Below are 20,129 nucleotides of genomic sequence, written 5' to 3'. Positions count from 1 at the left end.
AGTGTAGTGCTTGGCTTGCCGTGCTCTGTAAAGCGGCGGTAAAACCTGCACCGTCACAACTCAAACCACAACGTTTGCCCAAGCTTCGGGGTTGACGCCCACGATCACAGTTTTGCCTTTGACCACCACGGGGCGCTTGATGACGCTGGCGTGTTCGAGCATCAAAGCACGAGCCGAAGCGGTGTCGATCACCTGGGCTTGTATGTTTGCATCCAGCTTGCGCCAAGTGGTGCCTTTGCGGTTGACCAAGACCTCCCAGTCAACGGCTTTGAGCCATGTGTCGATGGCCTCGGCGGGAACACCTTGCTTTTTGAAATCATGAAACACGTAGTCTACGCCGCGTTCTGTGAACCACCCGCGGGCTTTTTTGACGCTGTCGCAGTTGGGGATGCCGTAAACGGTGATGGTTGTTTTGCTCATGGGGGTGAATCATGCCCCAAACCCGATGGCCGCAAACGCTGGGTGACAATTGCGGCATGAATTCACTCGACAGCTGGCTCGCACATTGCGAGCGCTTGCACCCCAAAAACATCGACATGGGCTTGGACCGCGTGCGTACCGTGGCCGAGCGCATGGCGCTCAAATTCAACTGCCCCGTCATCACGGTGGCGGGCACCAACGGCAAGGGTTCGACCTGTGCCATGTTGGAGGCGTGTTTGCTTGAGGCGGGTTATCGCCCCAGCGTCTACACCTCGCCGCATTTGGTGCATTTTCAAGAGCGTTGCCGTGTGCACGGCGAAACCGTACAGCCCGACGACTTGCTGCCGCACTTTGAACGCGTTGAGGCTGCACGCACGCAAGGGGGTGAGGTGTCGCTCACTTACTTCGAGTTCACCACCTTGGCGATTTTGAGCTTGATGGCTTCGTCTCCGATTGACGTGGCCATTCTTGAAGTCGGCTTGGGTGGGCGTTTGGATGCGGTGAACGTGATTGACCCGACTTGCGCCATCATTACCAGTGTGGACTTGGACCACATGGATTTTTTGGGCAACGACCGCGAAACGATTGGCCGCGAGAAGGCGGGCATCATGCGCACGGGACGTCCGGTGATTGTGAGCGACCCTGTGCCGCCCCAAAGCGTGATCGATCACGCCACCGAAATTGGCGCAGATCTGTGGCTGTTTGGCCGCGACTTTAATTTCACCGGTGACAAGCAGCAGTGGGGTTGGGCAGGTCGTGGCCGTCGTTACAGCGGTTTGGCCTACCCCGCACTGCGCGGGGCCAACCAGCTGGTCAATGCCAGCGGCGTGTTGGCGGCACTCGAGGCCTTGCGCACCGATATGCCGGTGACTGCGCAAGCCATTCGCAATGGTTTGGCCATGGTGGAGCTGCCAGGGCGTTTTCAAATCGTGCCAGGCCAGCCCGCTTTGGTGTTTGACGTGGCGCACAACGCCCACGCTGTGGCGGCCCTGACCGAAAACCTCGACGCGATGGGCTTTTACCCGACCACCCATGTGGTATTCGGCGCGATGGCAGACAAAGACGTGGCTCCCATGTTGGCGCGTGTGGGCCCCTTGGTGGATCGCTGGTACTTTTGCGATTTGCCCACCGAACGCGCAGCCAAAGCGGTGGACCTGCAAGACGTTTGGCAAGCAGGCAATACCCGTCAAGAGGTCCAAGCCACCACGCATGCAAACCCGCAAGCCGCACTCGATGCGGCGGTAGCTGCAGCGGGCCCCACTGATAGAATCGTGGTCTTCGGCTCGTTCTTCACAGTCGGGGGGATTTTGGCCAACGGCATCCCTCGTCTGGACGCCCCTCATTTGAGCTCTTGAGACTCCATCCACATGGCTTTTTTTAAGTTTCGACTCCCCGGTCAAGCCGCTGCAGAGCCGCAAGGCAACGCCAGCAACTCTCCTGCCGAGAGCGTGGACGCTTTGCGTCGCCGTGCTCGTCACCGTTTGATTGGCGCTTCGGTGTTGGTCGTTTTGGGGGTGGTGGGCTTCCCAGTGTTGTTCGATACCCAGCCTCGTCCGGTGTCGGTGGACATCGCGGTCGATATTCCAGACCGTGCCACCGCCAAGCCGTTGGTGGACACATCGACGCCTAAGCCGTTGTCGGCCTCCGCAGGCTTGGATGCCAAAGAGGAAGTGGTCGATTCAAAACCCGAAGCTAAACCAGAAACCAAGCCCGAAGCCAAAGTGGACATCAAGCCCGAAGTGGCTGTGGCAGGTGTCGCTGGTGCAGCCGCTGTGGCCGCGGTAGCCCCCAAGGCTGAGACAAAGCCTGAACCTGTGAAAGCAGAAGTTAAAACAGACGCCAAGGCCGATGCCAAGGTCGAGGCCAAAGCCGCCAAGCCCACCGACAGCAAAGACGCTGGTCGATTTGTGGTGCAGGCGGGCACGTTCTCAGATGAGTCCAAATTGCGCGAAACACGCAGCAAGCTAGAGAAGGCGGGCATCAGTACCTACACCCAAGTCATCGAAGGCAAAGAGGGGCGTCGCGTGCGTGTGCGCGTGGGGCCGTTCACCAGCCGCGATGAAGCCGACAAAGTAGCACGCAAGATCAAGCAGTTGTCGTTGCAGCCGCAAGTCTTGACGCTGTAATACGACCGCCATGCAAGCAATTTCGGCCGTAGATTGGATTCTGCTGGCCGTCTTGGGCCTGTCGTTGCTGCTAGGGATGTGGCGCGGCATTGTGCAAGAGGTGTTGTCGTTGGTTGGTTGGGTGGCTGCGTTTTATGTTTCGCAGATGTATGCACCACTCGCCGCCGCGTGGTTGCCCATGGAAGGCAGCAGCCAGATGTTGCGTTATGCCGCAGGTTTTGTGGTGGTGTTTGTGGCGGTGTTGGTAGCCACGGTGCTCGTCAGCTGGGTGGTGAAAAAGCTGGTGTCAGCTGTGGGCTTAGGACCGCTCGACCGCCTGCTCGGCAGCTTGTTTGGATTGATGCGCGGTGTGGTCATCTTGTTGGCCGTGACTGTGTTTGTGGGCATGACGCCGATGCGCGAAACCGATGGTTGGAAACAAGCCCAAGGTGCGCAGTGGTTGCAACAGTTTTTGCATGTGTTGAAGCCGGTTTTGCCGGCTGATTTTGGAAAGTACCTCCCCTAATGTGTGGCATCGTCGGCGTTGCAAGCAACGCACCCGTGAACCAATTGATTTATGACGCCTTGTTGCTCTTGCAGCACCGAGGCCAAGATGCTGCGGGCATCGTCACCCAGTTGGACCGTAAATTCTTCATGCACAAAGCCAAAGGCATGGTGCGTGATGTGTTTCGTACGCGCAATATGCGAGCCTTGCCCGGCAACTGTGGCTTGGGTCAAGTGCGCTACCCCACAGCAGGCAATGCGTTCAGCGAAGAAGAGGCGCAGCCGTTTTACGTGAACGCTCCCTTCGGTCTGGTGTTGGTGCATAACGGCAACTTGACCAATGCGCACGCGCTCAAGGCTGAGTTGTTTTCGCAAGATCACCGCCACATCAATACCGAGAGCGACTCTGAAGTCTTGCTCAACGTGTTGGCGCACGAGATTGACAAAACCACTCGCGGTCTGCCTCTCAAGTCGGATGACGTGTTTGAAGCCGTGCGTCGTGTGCACCGCCGTATCAAAGGCTCGTATGCGGTGATCGCCCTGATTGCGGGCCACGGCTTGTTGGCGTTTCGCGACCCATTTGGCATTCGCCCTTTGTGCATTGGCCGCGGTGCTGACGGCACCTACATGCTGGCTAGTGAGTCGGTGGCTTTAGAAGGCACAGGCCATGTGTTTGAGCGCGATATTGCACCAGGCGAGGCGGTGTTCATTGATATGGCGGGCCAAGCCCATTTCATGCAATGCGCCGATGCGCCGCAGCTCAAGCCTTGTATTTTTGAATACGTGTACTTGGCTCGTCCCGATTCCACCATGGATGGCATTTCGGTTTACCAAGCTCGCTTGAACTTGGGCGAGACATTGGCCAAACGCGTGATTTCGGTCGTGCCACCGACAGACATTGACGTGATCATTCCGATTCCAGAATCAAGCCGCCCCAGCGCTACACAGCTGGCGCATTTGTTGGGTGTGCCTTACCGCGAAGGGTTTGTGAAAAATCGTTACGTGGGTCGCACCTTCATCATGCCGGGCCAAGGCGTGCGCAAAAAATCGGTGCGCCAAAAGCTCAACGTGATTGCTAGTGAATTTAAAGGCCGCAACGTGTTGTTGGTCGATGACTCCATCGTGCGCGGTACGACGAGCAAAGAAATCGTACAAATGGCGCGTGATGCGGGCGCACGCAAGGTCTACATGGCCAGCGCTGCGCCGCCTGTGCGCTTCCCCAACGTGTACGGCATTGACATGCCCACGCCCGAAGAGTTGGTCGCGCACAACCGCAGCATCGACGAAGTGCGCGACCTCATTGGTTGCGACGCTTTGATCTATCAAGATGTGGATGCGATGAAACAAGCTGTGCATGCCGCCACGGCCACGGATGCCCATCAGCTTGATGGCTTTGATGCCTCATGCTTTGACGGTGTGTATGTGACGGGCGATGTGTCTGTGGGTGACATCGCGCGCTTGAATGAAAAACGCGTGGGCACAGAAGAGGGCGCTGAAGATAACTCGCGCCTTGCTTTGCCCAACCAATCGGAGTGAGTAAGGTATGAGCCAACACCCTTTGCCTACTGATTTGCATTTAGAAACCTTGGCCGTGCGCTTGGCTGCAGACCGCAGCCAATACGGTGAAAACTCCGAAGCGCTGTACCTCACCAGTGGTTATGTGCAACCCTCTGCTGAAGCCTCAGCCCGCCGCTTTGCGGGTGAAGAGGAGGGCTACACCTATGGTCGCTCGGGTAACCCAACAGTCACCAGCTTTGAAATGCGCTTGGCCGCTTTGGAAGGCAGCGAGGCTTGCTTGGCCACATCGTCCGGCATGTCGGCTGTGATGCTGATGTTGTTCAGCTTGCTCAAGGCGGGTGACCACGTGGTGTATTCGCAGTCGATGTTTGGCTCGACCTTGAAGTTAGTGGGCTCGGAGTTTGCACGCTTTGGCGTGGAATCGACCGTGGTGCCCCAAACCGACTTGGCCGCGTGGAAAGCCGCCATTCGCCCCAACACCAAAATCCTATTCGCTGAAACACCCACCAACCCGTTGACCGAGGTGTGCGACATCGCGGCCTTGGCCGACATGGCGCACAACGCAGGCGCTTTGCTGGCGGTGGATAACTGTTTTGCCACGCCTGCATTGCAAAGGCCTATCCCCATGGGCGCAGACATCGTCATGCACTCGGGCACCAAGTATTTGGACGGTCAGGGGCGTGTGATGGCTGGCGCTTTGTGCGCGAGCGAGCAACTCATCAAAGAAAAATTGCTGCCTGTGATGAAAAACAGCGGCATGGTGTTGTCGCCCTTCAATGCATGGGTGGTGCTCAAAGGCTTGGAAACACTCGACTTGCGCATGCGCGCCCAAAGCGCTCATGCACATGCCTTGGCCGAGTGGCTGGAACTTCACCCGCGCGTGTCACGCGTGTACTACCCAGGCTTGGCTAGTCATCCACAACATGATTTGTCGATGAAGCAAATGTCGGGTGTTGGCGGTGCGGTGTTGTCGTTCGATGTGAAAGGGGCTGACCCACACACGTCACGCGCCAATGCTTTTCATGTGCTCGACAGCTTGCGCACGCTCTCGCTGTGTACCAACTTGGGCGACACCAAAACTTTGCTCACGCACCCCGCCAGCACCTCGCACGGCAAGCTCTCGGAAGACCAGCGCCAAGCTGCTGGCATTGGCCAAGGGTTGATTCGTGTCGCGGCTGGCTTAGAGCATTTAGACGATATGAAAGCCGATCTTTCACGCGGCTTGGACACTCTGTAAATTTTGTAATGACTTCAAAAATTCGTACCCGCTTTGCCCCGTCTCCCACGGGCTTTATTCACCTCGGCAACATCCGCTCGGCTTTGTACCCTTGGGCGTTTGCACGTGCCAATGGTGGCGACTTTATTTTGCGCATTGAAGACACCGACCTTGAGCGATCTACTCAAGCCTCGGTAGACGTGATCATCGAAGGCATGAAATGGTTGGGCTTGGATCATGACGAAGGCCCGTTCTACCAAATGCAACGCATGGACCGCTACAAGGTTGTGTTGGAAGAGCTCAAGGCCGCTGGCCATGTGTACCCCTGCTACATGAGCATGGAAGAGCTCGACGCTCTGCGCGAGCAGCAAATGGCCAACAAAGAAAAGCCACGCTACAACGGCATTTGGCGCCCAGAGCCTGGCAAAACATTGCCTGCGATTCCTGAAGGTGTGAAGCCCGTGTTGCGCTTTAAAAACCCACAAGGCGGCTCGGTTGTGTGGGAAGACAAAGTCAAAGGCCGCATCGAAATCAGCAACGACGAGCTGGACGATTTGGTGATTGCTCGTCCTGACGGCACGCCCACCTACAACTTCTGCGTGGTGGTGGATGACATCGACATGGCCATCACCCACGTCATCCGTGGCGATGACCATGTGAACAACACGCCGCGCCAAATCAACATCTTCAAGGCGCTGGGCAAAGAGCCGCCTGTGTATGCCCACTTACCGACGGTGCTCAATGAGCAAGGCGAGAAGATGAGCAAACGCAATGGCGCCAAAGCCGTGACCCAATACCGTGACGAAGGCTACTTGCCCGATGCCATGGTGAACTACCTTGCACGTTTGGGCTGGAGTCACGGCGATGATGAAATTTTCAGTCGCGCTCAGTTCTTGGAGTGGTTCAATCTCGATCACCTCGGCCGCAGCGCAGCGCAGTTTGATGAAGCCAAGCTCAAGTGGGTGAACGCCCAGCATTTGAAAGCCATGGCGGATGATGCGCTCGCATCTTTGGTGAGTGCCGAGTTGTCCAAGCGCGGCATCACCGCTGACGATCGCTTGCCTGCTATTTGTGGTTTGTTCAAAGACCGCTGCGACACCTTGTTGGTCTTGGCCGATTGGGCTAGCGCTTTCTACAAAGACGTCACACCGCAAGCGGATGATGTGGCCAAACATATCACCCCTAATGTGTTGCCAGCACTGGACGCTTTGGCCGCAAAGCTGGGTGCATTAGCGGAGTGGAGCGTGTTGAATGTCAGCGCAGCTTTCAAAGAGGTGTTGACCGAGCAAGGTTTGAAAATGCCGCAACTCGCCATGCCCGTGCGCGTGTTGGTGATGGGTACACCGCAAACACCCTCGGTGGATGCGGTGCTTTTCTTGTGCGGCAAAGAAAAAGTTTTGGCTCGTTTGACCAAACGCTGAAATTCTTGCTATACTAACGTTCTCGACACCCAACGGGGGTATAGCTCAGCTGGGAGAGCGCTTGCATGGCATGCAAGAGGTCAGCGGTTCGATCCCGCTTACCTCCACCAAATGTCGAGACGTTTCGCAAGAAACACGTCCAGGTTATGACCCTATCGTCTAGAGGCCTAGGACATCACCCTTTCACGGTGAGTACCGGGGTTCGAATCCCCGTAGGGTCGCCAAGTTTTGTAGCACTTGGCTAGGTTGCTAAAGCAACTCAGCAAACGCTACTGCTACCAGGAGTGGTAGTTCAGTTGGTTAGAATACCGGCCTGTCACGCCGGGGGTCGCGGGTTCGAGCCCCGTCCACTCCGCCAAATAAAAAGCCTAAGTAGTTCGCTACTTAGGCTTTTTTCTTTTCTGAATAAAAAAACACAGCAGTGATGCCCCACAGCTGTGTTTCGTCGATAGTTGATCAGCGAATTTCAACAACCTCCGATGATCGATTGGACACATAGATATTCAAGCAATTGTCATATTGGTCTGTGATCACCCAGGGGTGAGTTTGAAATGTGGGTTGGGTGTAGTTGCCGTTGGGCGCAATGGCTTTGTAGAACACGCGTCGACCGTTGTAGTCCAGCCAATACGAGCGGACCTCATGGCTGGTGTGGTTCACAAACTTCATGGTGTTGTGCACATTGCCTTGCACTGAGCGCAGGCTGCGCTCGTCACGGCAAGATGCGTTGGCATTGTTGTGGTGATCGTCATCGTGACGGCCGTGGTGTTCACGGCGACCGCGGTGTTCACGGTCATCTTGTCTCTCGCTGTATCGCTCGTTGTCAGAGCTACGCTCATTGCTGCGTTGCTGCAATTTTTCTACGCCTTGGTTGACGATTTGTTCTAGCGGGTTCGCCGCGTGGGCCGCACCTGCCAAGGTCAGTGCTGTCATCAGGCCCAATGTGATCAGTGGGGCTTTTACTTTGAAGCTCATATGCTTTCTCTCTAAAGTTGTTAGAAAGAAAGTAACGAATTGAAGGTAAATTTAGTTTACTTATATTACTTATTTATTCTAATTTAACAATCATGACCATAACGTTCTTGGCAAAGCTGGCGCGCGTTTGGCATGCCATGCATTCATGAACAAACAAATTACAGCCAGAAACCGCAGTGCAATGAGCCCTGTTATCCACTGCATGGGCGATTCGCTCAGGTATATATAAGCATTGAAGTAATCCATGACCAATGCGGTGAGGGCGATACCGACATAGAGCAGTGAGACTTTTTCGAAATACCAATCTTTCAAATAGCTGAAAAGGTAAATCGCGCTGATGGTCAGTACGAAGCAAGCTCGAAACACGAGGTAGTGTTCAAACGCCTGTGGATCGAGCTTGCCTATTTCAAAGTTGCCAATGGCTAAGTGTGAGAAAAACAGCAGCTTGACGACCTGAGAGATCATCACAACCAACAAAAACAAATTACGGTACTTGAACCACGCATCTGTGTTGGACACAACAGGCGCATCCTCATCCATGAGCGCATGGCGCTCTTCATCAGTGATAAGCGGTTGACCTGCGTGGAGATTGCGCATGGGCGTCTTTCAACTTGATCTGCATTTCAAGTTTCAAAAAGTGTAAGCCCTGCGTCTCGTTGTGTCTGTGTTGCTACGGCTAAGTTATGTAAAGACTAGGGTTGTTTTTTGATAAGTAATGGGGCATCAATGCGTTGGTTGGACGTCCTTGACCCAGTCCATGCCTTGCGCCAATGCATATTGGGCCGCGTCATCGTGGGTGGCAAATTCGTCAATGAAGCACATGATGCGTGCTGTGCTTGCGCTGCCTTGGCCGCTGGCCACAGAGACTTGTGCGGCAAAACGGCCACTGGGTAGAGCACGTGGGCAGGCCGCGATGCGGTATTTGCCAAGCGTGATGGATGTATGTTGGGGTTGAATAGCTGAAATCATGAAAATCTTAAAAATAGAACGACAAAACGCAGTGCAGTTGGCACTGGTTGGAAATACGCGTAGAAGTGGGAATTTACTTAAAACGCCCCTTTGCTAAGAGGCTGGCACGCGCTAGGTAGAGGTAGCGTGCTAGAAGTCGACTAAAGCGATCAACTAATGTAACAGGCTTGTGCGTGCCGTGGTTGTTTATTTTCTTCCGACCAAACCTGAAGCCAAAGCCGTGCCCGCCACGATGACCACGGCGCAGCCCATCATCCAATGCGTGACGACCTCATCCAAAAAGATCACGCCCAGTAAATTGGCGAACACGGGGATCAGGTAGGTCACGGTCATGGCGCGTGCAGGGCCAGTGCGCGTCATCAACCGAAAAAATAGCACATAGGCCAAGGCAGTACACAGGAGGCCTGCAATACCAAGCGCGGCCCATGCGTGTAAGCTGGGGGCTGCGTCGGGCCATGTGAGCAAGGCCGGAATACCCAGCCCCAAACTTGCGCCCCACAAGCTGCCCGTGGTGGTGACCAAAGAGGGTACGTTTTGTAAATAGCGTTTGGTGAAGCTACCCGAGATGCCGTAGCAAAACGTGGCCACCAAACAAGCGGCTATAGCCAGCCCTGAGCCGCCTTCCTTGAACGAGATACCGCCCGGCACATCGCTGGCCAACAGCACCACACCTGTGAAGCCCAGCGCCAAGCCCAAAGCGCGCATGGCATTGAGTTTGTCGCCTAACCAGAACCAAGCGATGAGTGCGCCAAACAAAGGCGTGGTGGCGTTCAAGATGGAGGTGAGGCCAGTGTTGATGTGCATCAGCGCATAGGCATAGCAGGCAAACGGAATGCCTGCATTGAGTACGCCGGCTGACATGGCCTGACGCCAATGCACGATGAGTACGGGTACTTCTCTGCGCCACACCAAAACGGGTGTGAGAAAGAGGGCAGCCAAGGTGACGCGTACCCACGATGTGGGAAAGGGCCCAAATTCATGGGCGCCTTCGCGCATGAACAAAAACGACGAACCCCACAGCACGGCCAGCAGCACAAAGTCGGGCACCCACTCGCGCCAATGCAAATGACGATCGCTCATGCGTGCGTGGCCTCGTGGTGTAGCAAATGTTGTTTACGGTCTAAGCCGCCTGCAAAACCTGTGAGCGATCCGTTGGCTCCCACCACGCGATGGCAGGGCACGATGATGCTGTGTGGGTTTTGCCCAATGGCTGCACCCACAGCACGCACGGCTTTGGGGTTGCCAATGTCGCGCGCAATATCACCATAGGTGCTGGTGCGCCCGTAGGGGATGCGCAGCAAGGCTTGCCACACGGCACGTTGAAACAGCGTGCCCCAAGCGGGTTGCAGCGGCAGATCGAAGGTCTGGCGTTGGCCGTCAAAGTACTCCAGCAGTTGTGCTGCCGCAGCCCTCAAGGTGGGATGGGCTTCGTCAGTCGTCCATTGGCGGCTGTCGGGCATGTGTTCTTGACGGTGCACAAACCACACGCCTGCCAAGCCTTGCTCGGTGGCGGCCAGTAGCACATCGCCGAGGGGCGAGGTGGTGTGGCTTTGGACAATGCGGGGGATGGGAGTAGCAGGCACGAAAAAGTGTTTTAGAGGCTGGTGCTAGATCATCATAGTGGGCTCTGGAAAGCCGTGTTGGGCTCTCTACAATCTGATCACTATGCAAGTTAACGCCTCTATCTTCAAAGCCTACGACATCCGCGGTGTCGTTCCCTCCACCCTCAATGTCGAAGTGGCCGAAGCCCTTGGTAAAGCCTTTGGTACACACGCTGCGGCATGCGGCGAAACCACTGTGGCCGTGGGCCGCGATGGTCGTTTGAGTGGTCCTTCGCTGGTCGAAGCCCTCATGCGCGGCTTGGTCGCTGCAGGCGTGCAAGTGATTGACGTAGGCGCTGTGACCACCCCCATGCTGTACTTTGCTGCCAGCACGCTGTGCAAGAGCGGTATTCAAGTCACGGGCAGTCACAACCCCAAGGACTACAACGGTTTCAAAATGGTTCTCGGTGGTCGCGCCATTTATGGTGACGAAATTCAAGGCCTGCGTGACATCATGCAAACCGAGAGCTGGACGCTCAAAGCAGGTGGCAGCATCAAGCAGGTCGATGTGACGGCCGACTATGTGGCGCGCATCGTGGGCGATGTGCGCCTGAGCCGTCCCATGAAAGTGGTGGTCGATTGCGGCAACGGCATTGCAGGTGCCACAGCCCCTGCCATCTTCCGCGCTTTGGGCTGCGAGGTGACGGAGCTGTTTAGCGAAGTGGATGGCAACTTTCCTAACCACCACCCAGACCCCAGCAAGCCAGAAAACTTGAACGATGTGATTCACGCTCTGAAGACCACCGATGCAGAACTCGGCTTGGCCTTTGACGGTGACGGAGACCGTTTGGGTATCGTCACCAAACAAGGTGAAACCATTTACCCTGACCGCCAAATGACCTTGTTTGCACAAGATGTGCTCTCACGCGTGCCAGGCGGTGCGATTGTGTTTGACGTCAAGTGCTCACAACGCTTAGCTCCCGCCATTCGCGCAGCCGGTGGAGAGGCCTTGATGTTCAAAACAGGTCACTCGCTCATCAAAGCGAAGATGAAAGAAGTCAACTCGCCCTTGGGTGGTGAGATGAGCGGCCATATCTTCTTCAAAGAGCGTTGGTTTGGTTTTGACGACGGCACGTATGCCGGTTGCCGCTTGCTCGAAATTGTGAGTCGTAGCCCCGATGCCAATGCGGTGCTCAATGCTTTGCCCACCAGCTTCTCTACGCCTGAATTGAACGTGGGCTGCGCCGAAGGCGAGCCACACCGTTTGAGTGCTGAGTTGCAACACATCGTGTCTAGTGAAGCCTTGCCTTCGCCCGAGTTCAAGCCCGAGGCTTGTGTGATTGATGGCCTGCGCATCGATTGGGAAGACGGCTTTGGCCTCATTCGTGCCTCCAACACCACACCGGTGTTGGTGTTGCGCTTTGAGGGCCAAACCCAAGCCGCGCTAGACCGTATTGAGCATGACATGCTGGCGCTGCTGCGTCGCGTCAAGCCTGATGCGAAGTTTCAAGAGGCTGCGCATTGAGCCACGCCTTGCATGACCGACAAGCACCGTTGAAGGTGCTCATCGTCAAGCTCTCGTCATTGGGCGATGTGGTGCATGCCATGCCTGCGGTGATGGACATTCAAGCCGCGTTTCCCAATGCCCAAATTGATTGGGTGGTGGAACGTGGCTTTGCCCCTTTGGCCGCACGGTGTGCGGCTGTGCATCGCGTGATTCCGTGTGAGATACGCAAATGGCGCAAAGCTTTTTTCAAAGCCGATACCCGTGCCCAAACACGTGCCGAGTGGCAAGCCTTCAAAGCCGATTTGCAGCAAGAGGCGTACGACGTCATCCTCGATTTACAAGGTCTGACCAAGTCAGCCATAGTGGCATGGCTGGCACGCAAAGCTAAAGGCGGCAAGCGCTATGCCTTGGGCAATCGCACCGATGGTTCGGGCTACGAGCGCCCCACTCGCTGGGTGGCTGATGTGGCTGTGCCCATCACGCCGCACATCCATGCGGTGGAACGCGGGCGCGTGCTCTGTGCCAAAGCCTTGGGCTATGACGTTCCCAAATATTTGAACTACGGATTAGGCCAAGCGGCAATGCAGCGCAAGCCTTTGGTGGCTCTTGTGCATGGCACATCGCGTGCTGACAAAGAATGGCCCTTGTCGCATTGGCATGAGTTGGGTTTACGTTTGAAACAGCAAGGTTTTGATGTGGCACTGCCCCATGGCAGCGAAGCAGAACGCTTGCGTAGCGTTGCCATGGCAGAGATGCTGCCGGGCGCTGTGGTGTGGCCCCGCTTGTCGCTAGACCAACTCACCACCGAGATGGCGCAATGCGTCGGTGTGATTGGTGTGGACAGCGGTTTGAGCCATATTGCTGTCGCGCTGGATTTGCCCCATGTTCAGATTTACAACTTCGACACCGCATGGCGCACAGGTCCCGAGGGCTTGACGCGTCAGCGCAGCGTGGTGGATTGCCCTACGCCCAGTGTCGATGCCGTATGGGATGCGTGGCAAAGCTGTTTGCACGCGCCAGGTGCTGCGACATGAGTGTTGTGATGCAAGCCGCGTTGTCTGTGTACAGCTTGGCGATGTGGGCCTTGCAGCCTTTGTTGCGCCGCAAGCTGCAACGGCGTGGGCGCGAAGAAGCGGGTTATTTGCACGCGATTGAAGAACGCTTTGGCCACTACACGCAAGCTCCTAATGAGGGTGGCTATGTGTGGGTACATGCCGTGTCTTTGGGCGAAACACGCGCAGCTGCCGTGCTGCTACAAGCCTTGCGTGCAGCGCAGCCGGGCATTCGCATCTTGCTCACACATGGCACGGCCACAGGGCGTGCGCAAGGCGTGAGCTTGTTGCAAGAAGGCGATGTGCAAGTGTGGCAACCTTGGGACACCCCCGCCGCTGTGCAACGTTTTTTGAAGCAGTTCAAACCGCGTGTAGGCATCATCTTAGAAACCGAGTTGTGGCCCAACTGGGTGGCGCAGTGCAACAAGGCCCATGTGCCGCTGGTGTTGGTGAATGCGCGCATGAGTGAAAAAAGCATGCATCAAGGGCTGCGCTTGTCATGGTTGTCGAGGCCTGCGTACCAAGGCCTATCAGCGGTGCTGGCACAAACGATGGCCGATGCTGAACGCTTGCAAACTTTGGGCGCCAAGGTCGATGCCGTGTTGGGCAACTTGAAATTTGATGCCAAGCCTGATGCCACACAACTGGCGCAAGCGCTGGTTTGGAAAGAAAAGCTCCAGCGTCCAGTGATCTTGTTCACCAGTTCACGCGAAGGCGAAGAGGCCCTGTGGCTGGACACGCTGCAAGCTTTGAAAGACGCGCCACGTGATCACCAAGACCACATCCATGCTGTGCAATGGTTGCTTGTACCGCGTCACCCGCAACGCTTTGATGAGGTGGCTGCATTGATCGCGGCGCGAGGCTGGAACGTGTCACGTCGCAGCCAATGGGCAGATGGGCCAGATGCCGAACAACCAAACGAAGTCAACACCATTTGGCTGGGTGATTCCTTGGGCGAAATGGCTTTGTATTACGGCCTGTCAGACGCCGCTTTGCTAGGCGGTAGTTTTGCGCCCTTGGGCGGTCAAAACTTGATTGAGTCTACAGCCTGTGGGTGTCCCGTCATCATGGGGCCACACACATTCAACTTTGCAGAAGCAGCTCAGTTGGCCGAAGAGGCAGGCGCAGCCTTGCGTGTGCAAGACATGGCGCAAGCGGTGACGACTGCTTTGCAAATGGTGCGGTCTGGCCCTGATGAAAATGCGCATGTGCAAGCATGCATGGCGTTTTCTCACGCACACCGGGGTGCGGCACAGCGCACAGCACAAGCGCTGTTGCCGTATTTGACAACGAATTAAGGCGCGAGCAAGTCGTTGATCGGCTGCAAGTCTGCAGGCGTCAACGTGCCAGCAGCTTGGCGCAGTTTGAGGTTGGTCACCAACACGTCGTAACGGGCCTTTGCCAAGTCGCGCTTGGTTTGGTAGAGCTGGCTTTGTGAGTTCAGCACATCGATGTTGATGTTCACACCGACTGAGTAGCCGAGCTTGTTGGCATCCAACGCGCTTTGGCTGGAAGCTTCAGCGGCTTCGTAGGCTTTGACTTGGCTCAGACCTGCGATCAAACCGAAGTAGGTGTTGCGTGTGGCTTGCTCTGTGGCGCGACGTGCGTTTTCTAAATCAGACTGTGCTTTGTCTTTCAAAGCGATGGCTTCTTTGACTTTGTAAACGCCACTGAAACCTGTGAACAAAGGCATGTTCAAGACCAGACCCACGGTGGGGTTCCAAGTGGTGGTGGGTGTTGCCACGTAGGTGGTGCCTACATAGCCACCTTTTAAGTTTTCAGTGCGACCATAGGTCATTTGCGCATCTAACGTTGGCTTATGAAGGGCTGTGGCTTTGTCCATCTCGTAGTCAGCCACTTCAACGGCAAGTTCAGCTTGTCGCACGATGGGACTGGTGGTTTGAGCTTGGCTCACCCAAGTGTTGACGTCTTCTTTGGGAGGGGCCACCAAGGTCGCAGTGTTGGCAAGTCGTTTGGGCTTGGCATCGGTCAGCCCCACCACCATGTTGAGCGCTAGGCGCTTGGTGCGTAAATCGTTTTCGGCAGCAATGGCTTGGGCATTGGCCAAGTCAAAGCGTGCTTGTGCATCACGCACGCCAGTGATGGTGGCCGTGCCCACTTCAAAGTTGCGCTGGGCCGAGGCCAGTTGCTCGCTGACCGCTTTCTTTTGGGTTTGAACCAGCTCAAGGTTGTCTTCGCTGGTCAATACATCGAAATAAGCTTGAGACACACGAATCAACAAGTCGTGTTCGGCGCTTTCGTATTGCGCCGTAGCTTGCAGCAATTGGCGACCGCCTTGTCGGTAGCTTGCCCAAGCGGTAGGGCGATAAATGGGCTGAACCAAAGTAGCTGCTGTGGTTTTGGTTTCGAGTTCTGTGATGGCTGTTCTTTCGGCACCTTGCGTTTGGCGTTGAAAGTCTGTTCGGACTTGGCTCACGGAGACTGCAATGTTGGGCAAGATACCGCCCAGTGCTTGATTGGCTCTCGCTAAGTTCGCCTCGTACTGCGCTTTGGCAGAAATAAAGCCTGCGTCATAGCCACGCGCTGCGTCGTACATCTCGACCAAACTTTGGGCTTGTGCATGGGGTGCAAAAGCCATCACCACTGCAGCAGTCAGAGGAAGGGTGCGAAACACAGTGCGAGAGAGAGACATTCAGTTCTTTCAAAAATCAATACGTCGGCACAGAGGCGTCCACTTGTGACGACCAAGCGTTGATCCCACCCGCGATGTTGGCCACACGGCTGAAACCTTGTTGCACCAAAAACGCGGCCACTTGCATGCTGCGGCCACCGTGGTGGCAGAGCACAGCAATGGGTTGATCGCGGTCGAGCTCAGACAAGCGAGGTGGGATGAGGTGCATGGGAATCTTCACCAACTCAAAGCCTTGCGCAGTCACGCAAGCGGTTTGCACTTCCCATGCTTCACGTACATCCAGCACGACGGTTTTGCCATTCGTTGCTTGCGATGCAATCCAGTCTTGCAGCTGCGCAGGTTGGACTTGGTCAATCATGCCGTGCTTTTAGAACTTGAAGCGTGTGGGCTCTGTAAAGCCTTGTAAACGTGGGGCGGTATGGTCCCACAAGGCTTTGCTGTCCCATGCTGCATCGGCGGTGCGTGTGTACAAGACAGCGGCCATGACATGGTCTTGACCCACGATGGCCAAGAGGTGACCGCCGACTTTGAGTTGTTGCAACAAGGTTTGTGGCACTTCGGCCACCGAGCCGCTGAGCACGATGGCATCAAACGGGGCATCGCCTGCAGCGCCTGTGCTGCCGTCGGCCACGCGCACATCTACGTTGGTCACGCCTGCGCGTTGCAAGTTGCTGCGGGCGGTGTTGGCCAGTTCAGCATTGATTTCCAAGCTCACCACACGCTGTGCGCGGCCAGCCAACAAGGCGGTCATGTAGCCGCTGCCTGTGCCGATTTCCAAAACTTTTTCAGCGCCGGTCAGGTGCAAGTCGTGCATCAAACGCGCTGCCACACGGGGGTGCAACATGGCTTGGCCGTGGCCTAGAGGAATGTCGGTGTCGGTGTAGGCCATGGCTTGGTAAGCCTGTGGCACGAACAGTTCGCGTTGCACGTTAGACAACACGTTCAGCACTTGGGGGTCGAGCACTTGCCAAGGGCGGATTTGTTGTTCGACCATGTTGAAGCGGGCTTGTTGGGTATTCATCTCAAAACTCCGAAATCATTCAGTTAAAGCTGGGCAAAATTTTAACGGGCGGGGCTGTCAGAGCCTGACGACCACTTGCGTTTCATCCATTGGGCCAAATCGTCCAAATAGCAATACACCACGGGCACGACCACTAAAGTAAGCAGGGACGAGGTAATCACCCCGCCAATCACGGCTTGGCCCATGGGGGCGCGCTGTTCAGAGCCCTCTGATAGGGCGAAAGCCAAGGGCACCATGCCAAAAATCATGGCCAAGGTGGTCATCAAAATAGGGCGCAAACGCACCTCAGCGGCCAGCAACAGGGCTTCGTGGCGGCTCAGGCCTAGTTTGATGGAGCCATCGGGCTGCTCTTGGGGCTCACGCGAGCGGATGGCAAAGTCGACCAAGAGAATGGCGTTCTTGGTAACCAAGCCCATCAGCATGATCACGCCAATGATGGAGAACATCGATAGGCTGGAGCCAAACATCAACAAAGCCAACACCACGCCAATGAGGGTGAGGGGCAGGGCCGTCATCAATGCCATGGGTTGCAAGAAGCTTTTGAACTGGCTGGCCAAAATCATGTAGATGAACACGATGGCCAATACCAAAGCCGAGATGGCGTAGCCAAATGACTCGGCCATGTTTTTGGTGGAGCCGCCAAATTGGTAGCGGTAGCCGGGGGGCAGCTGCATGCCGTCCATGATTTTGCGAATGTCACCCGACACTTCGCCTGCCGAGCGGTTGTACACGTTGGCATTGATGGCCACTTCGCGCATCAAATCGCGGCGGTTGATTTGGTTGGGGCCAGTGCCTTCTTCCACTTTGGCCACTTGGTTCAAGCGCGCCACGCGGGGGCTGCCGTCGGCATTGGTGCCGATGGTGAAGGGCAAGCGTTCCAGGTCTTGCATGGCGTTGCGGGCGTTGGGGGCCAAGCGCACATTCACGTCATAGGTTTGGTCATCGGCGGCACGCCAGTTGGTGACGGTGGATCCTGCCACCAAGATGCGCAGCTGATTGCCAATCGCACCCAGTGACAGGCCAAGGTCGTTGGCCGCTTCACGTTGCACATTGACTTCGATGGTGGGTTTGTTGGGTTTGACGCTCGAATCCAAATCGACCAAGCCTGGGACGTTGCGGATTTTGTCCATCACTTGGGTGGTCAGGCGTTCAAGCTCTCGCAGGTCGCTGCCTTGCAAAGAGAACTCCACTTGCTTGTTGCCGCCCACGGCATCGAGCAAACCTGCGTGCGTGACGGTGATGCCCGGTACTTGACGCAAGCGCTCGCGCAGGGTGGCTGACATTTGATCGACATTGCGTTTGCGGTCTTTGCGGTCGACCAAGCGCACGTAGATGCTGGCGTAAATCTTCCCGTTGGCATTGCCAGTGTTGATGGTCGAGAGCGTGTAGCGAACCTCAGGAAACTCGCGAATGATGGCTTCGACTTGTTTGGCTTTGGCCTCTGTGACTTCGAGTGACGAACCCACAGGGGTGTAAAAATTCACCGAGGTTTCTGAAAAATCTGCCTTGGGCACAAATTCAGTGCCTAGCAAAGGCACCATAAAAATGCTCAAGACAAACGTGCCAATGGCTAAGCCCACCGTAGCGCGTTGGTGGATCAAGGCCCATTTCAGAATGCGTTGATAAAGTGCCACCAATTTGTCGGTGGTGCTCTCAAACCATGTGGTCACAGGGCTGATGAAACGGTCGTAAAACGCGTTGGTGTGACCATGCTGGCCGTGCGCATGAATGCTGGGGTCATGCCAAACAGACGAGAGCATGGGGTCGAGTGTGAAGCTCACAAACATCGAAATCATCACCGCAGCCACGATGGTGATGCCAAACTCGTGGAAGAACTTGCCGATGATGCCACCCATGAAACCAATCGGCAAAAACACCGCCACGATCGAGAGCGTGGTGGCCAACACGGCCAAGCCAATTTCTTGTGTGCCGTCCATCGCCGCTTGGTAGGGCGCTTTGCCCATTTGCACATGGCGCACGATGTTTTCGCGCACCACGATGGCGTCGTCAATCAACAATCCCACGCACAGCGACAAGGCCATGAGCGTGATCATGTTGATGGTGAAGCCAAACATGTACATGAACAAAAACGTGCCGATGATGGCAATAGGCAGCGTGAGGCCCGTGATCACGGTGGAGCGCCACGAGTTCAAGAACAAGAACACGATCAGCACCGTCAACAACGCGCCTTCAATGAGGGTTTGACGCACGTTGGCCACACCCACACGGATGGGGCGCGAACCATCTTGCACTTGCTCTAAGCGGATGCCCGGTGGCAGCTGCGCTTTCATCTCGGCCACGGTTTTGTTCAGGCCGTCAATCACGTCAATCGTGTTTTCGTCTTGTGCTTTTTGCACCGTCATCAAGAGCGTGCGTTGGCCGTTGTACAGCGCCAAGCTTTCCACCTCTTGCGCACCATCACTCACGGTGGCGACTTGGTTCAAGCGAATGGGCGTGGTGTTTTTGCGTGCCACGATGATTTGGCCAAAGTCTTCGGGGCGCAGCATGCGCCCTTGAATTTGAATCACGCGGTCTTGTTGCAGCGAGCGCAGGGTGCCCACGGGCAAATCTTGGCTTTCTGTTTTGACAGCATTCACCACTTGGTCCGCGCTGACGCCGAGTGACTCCATGGCTTGCGGATTCAAATACAAGTTGATCTCCCGCTTGGTGCCACCCACCAGCGACACCGAGCCCACGCCGCGCACGTTCTCAAGACGCTTCTTTAAGACTTGGTCAGCCCAGTTGGTCAGCTCCACAGCCGAGAGCGATGTGCCGCCTTGGGTGGCTTCGGGTAACACTGCCAGCGACCAAATGGCGCGGCTAGAGGGGTCAAAGCGCAAGACCTTGGGTTCTTTGACTTCGCTGCGCAGGGTGGGACGCAGGGCGGCGACTTTTTCGCGTACATCATCAGCGCCTTTGCGACCGTCGATGTGGAGTTGAAACTCGATCACCACCACCGACATGCCTTCGTAGCTGCGAGAGGTGAGAGCACTGATGCCCGCAATCGAGTTGACGCCTTCTTCGATTTTTTTGCTGACTTCGCTTTCCACAATCTCAGGCGATGCGCCTGGGTATTCGGTGGTGATTACCACCACGGGAAAGTCGATGTTGGGAAATTGGTCAATCTTGAGGCGTTGGTACGAGAATAAACCCAGCACCACAAAGGCGAGCATCACCATGGTGGCAAAGACCGGGTTTTTCAGACTGACTTTGGTGAACCACATGTTGTG

Annotated in this window: 19 protein-coding genes and 3 tRNA genes; 12 read left to right on the top strand and 10 right to left on the bottom strand. The window is 55.9% G+C overall.

From position 1 onward, the window contains the following. Positions 1-60: 60 nt before the first annotated feature. A complete protein-coding gene (locus QMG27_RS09035) occupies positions 61-420 on the bottom strand; it encodes an arsenate reductase (protein WP_281810722.1) in 360 nt (119 codons plus the stop codon). Positions 421-476: 56 nt separating this feature from the next. Between QMG27_RS09035 and folC the strand changes: the two genes are divergently transcribed. The 9 genes from folC to QMG27_RS08990 all read left to right on the top strand — a co-directional run bounded on the left by folC (position 477) and on the right by QMG27_RS08990 (position 7,542). Continuing rightward, complete coding sequence (gene folC, locus QMG27_RS09030) at positions 477-1,775, top strand: bifunctional tetrahydrofolate synthase/dihydrofolate synthase (protein WP_281810721.1); 1,299 nt, start codon at positions 477-479, stop codon at positions 1,773-1,775. Positions 1,776-1,787: 12 nt separating this feature from the next. Then, a complete protein-coding gene (locus tag QMG27_RS09025; RefSeq protein WP_281810720.1) occupies positions 1,788-2,546 on the top strand; it encodes an SPOR domain-containing protein in 759 nt (252 codons plus the stop codon). A 10-nt stretch (positions 2,547-2,556) separates the two neighbouring features. Continuing rightward, positions 2,557-3,051, top strand: coding sequence for a CvpA family protein (locus QMG27_RS09020; RefSeq protein WP_348773616.1), 495 nt, complete (start codon positions 2,557-2,559; stop codon positions 3,049-3,051). Next, positions 3,051-4,565 (top strand): amidophosphoribosyltransferase, encoded by a 1,515-nt coding sequence (purF, locus tag QMG27_RS09015; protein WP_281810719.1) that lies wholly within the window; start codon positions 3,051-3,053, stop codon positions 4,563-4,565. The genes QMG27_RS09020 and purF overlap by 1 nt, the downstream gene beginning before the upstream one ends. A 7-nt stretch (positions 4,566-4,572) precedes the next feature. Further along, positions 4,573-5,784: an O-succinylhomoserine sulfhydrylase gene (locus QMG27_RS09010; RefSeq protein ID WP_281810718.1), complete on the top strand. Its 1,212-nt coding sequence runs from the start codon at positions 4,573-4,575 to the stop codon at positions 5,782-5,784. An 8-nt stretch (positions 5,785-5,792) separates the two neighbouring features. Then, entirely contained in the window at positions 5,793-7,184 is a 1,392-nt protein-coding gene (gltX, locus tag QMG27_RS09005; protein WP_281810717.1) for a glutamate--tRNA ligase, read from the top strand. 34 nt (positions 7,185-7,218) lie between these two features. Beyond that, a tRNA-Ala gene (locus tag QMG27_RS09000) sits at positions 7,219-7,294 on the top strand. 38 nt (positions 7,295-7,332) lie between these two features. Next, positions 7,333-7,408 (top strand) — tRNA-Glu (locus QMG27_RS08995). A gap of 57 nt (positions 7,409-7,465) precedes the next feature. Further along, a tRNA-Asp gene (locus QMG27_RS08990) sits at positions 7,466-7,542 on the top strand. A gap of 98 nt (positions 7,543-7,640) precedes the next feature. Here QMG27_RS08990 and QMG27_RS08985 read toward each other — a convergent pair. From QMG27_RS08985 to QMG27_RS08965, 5 genes are all read right to left on the bottom strand, one after another. Next, positions 7,641-8,156 (bottom strand): hypothetical protein, encoded by a 516-nt coding sequence (locus QMG27_RS08985; RefSeq protein ID WP_281810716.1) that lies wholly within the window; start codon positions 8,154-8,156, stop codon positions 7,641-7,643. A gap of 90 nt (positions 8,157-8,246) precedes the next feature. Continuing rightward, positions 8,247-8,753, bottom strand: coding sequence for a hypothetical protein (locus QMG27_RS08980; RefSeq protein WP_281810715.1), 507 nt, complete (start codon positions 8,751-8,753; stop codon positions 8,247-8,249). A 126-nt stretch (positions 8,754-8,879) separates the two neighbouring features. Next, positions 8,880-9,125 (bottom strand): hypothetical protein, encoded by a 246-nt coding sequence (locus QMG27_RS08975; RefSeq protein ID WP_281810714.1) that lies wholly within the window; start codon positions 9,123-9,125, stop codon positions 8,880-8,882. Between the two features lie 186 nt (positions 9,126-9,311). Then, positions 9,312-10,205 (bottom strand): DMT family transporter, encoded by an 894-nt coding sequence (locus QMG27_RS08970; RefSeq protein WP_281810713.1) that lies wholly within the window; start codon positions 10,203-10,205, stop codon positions 9,312-9,314. Further along, on the bottom strand, positions 10,202-10,708 hold the full coding sequence (locus tag QMG27_RS08965) for a methylated-DNA--[protein]-cysteine S-methyltransferase (protein WP_281810712.1): 507 nt from the start codon (positions 10,706-10,708) through the stop codon (positions 10,202-10,204). The genes QMG27_RS08970 and QMG27_RS08965 overlap by 4 nt, the downstream gene beginning before the upstream one ends. Before the next feature lie 82 nt (positions 10,709-10,790). On the opposite strand from QMG27_RS08965, the gene QMG27_RS08960 reads away from it, so the two are divergent. The 3 genes from QMG27_RS08960 to QMG27_RS08950 are packed head-to-tail and all read left to right on the top strand — an operon-like array spanning position 10,791 to position 14,523. Further along, positions 10,791-12,191, top strand: a complete 1,401-nt coding sequence (locus QMG27_RS08960) for a phosphomannomutase/phosphoglucomutase (RefSeq protein WP_281810711.1) — start codon at positions 10,791-10,793, stop codon at positions 12,189-12,191. After that, positions 12,188-13,207 (top strand): lipopolysaccharide heptosyltransferase I, encoded by a 1,020-nt coding sequence (gene waaC, locus QMG27_RS08955; RefSeq protein WP_281810710.1) that lies wholly within the window; start codon positions 12,188-12,190, stop codon positions 13,205-13,207. The genes QMG27_RS08960 and waaC overlap by 4 nt, the downstream gene beginning before the upstream one ends. Beyond that, entirely contained in the window at positions 13,204-14,523 is a 1,320-nt protein-coding gene (locus QMG27_RS08950; RefSeq protein ID WP_281810709.1) for a 3-deoxy-D-manno-octulosonic acid transferase, read from the top strand. Before waaC ends, QMG27_RS08950 begins: the two co-directional genes overlap by 4 nt. Here the strand turns inward: QMG27_RS08950 and QMG27_RS08945 are convergent. The 4 genes from QMG27_RS08945 to QMG27_RS08930 are packed head-to-tail and all read right to left on the bottom strand — an operon-like array spanning position 14,520 to position 20,123. Next, the gene (locus tag QMG27_RS08945; RefSeq protein WP_281810708.1) at positions 14,520-15,878 is read right to left on the bottom strand and encodes a TolC family outer membrane protein; all 1,359 of its coding nucleotides are present in this window, start codon (positions 15,876-15,878) and stop codon (positions 14,520-14,522) included. The genes QMG27_RS08950 and QMG27_RS08945 overlap by 4 nt on opposite strands. A gap of 16 nt (positions 15,879-15,894) precedes the next feature. Further along, positions 15,895-16,236: a rhodanese-like domain-containing protein gene (locus QMG27_RS08940; protein ID WP_281810707.1), complete on the bottom strand. Its 342-nt coding sequence runs from the start codon at positions 16,234-16,236 to the stop codon at positions 15,895-15,897. A gap of 9 nt (positions 16,237-16,245) precedes the next feature. Further along, positions 16,246-16,899 carry a protein-L-isoaspartate O-methyltransferase gene (locus QMG27_RS08935; protein ID WP_281810706.1) on the bottom strand — a complete coding sequence of 218 codons (654 nt, stop codon included), beginning with the start codon at positions 16,897-16,899 and terminating at the stop codon, positions 16,246-16,248. A gap of 41 nt (positions 16,900-16,940) precedes the next feature. Beyond that, positions 16,941-20,123, bottom strand: a complete 3,183-nt coding sequence (locus QMG27_RS08930; protein ID WP_281810705.1) for an efflux RND transporter permease subunit — start codon at positions 20,121-20,123, stop codon at positions 16,941-16,943. Positions 20,124-20,129 lie beyond the last annotated feature (6 nt).

The organism is Limnohabitans sp. MORI2 (assembly GCF_027925025.1).
GTDB lineage: Bacteria > Pseudomonadota > Gammaproteobacteria > Burkholderiales > Burkholderiaceae_C > Limnohabitans.
The sequence above is the reverse complement of the archived record's forward strand: the minus strand, read 5'-3'. Positions and strand labels throughout refer to the sequence as shown.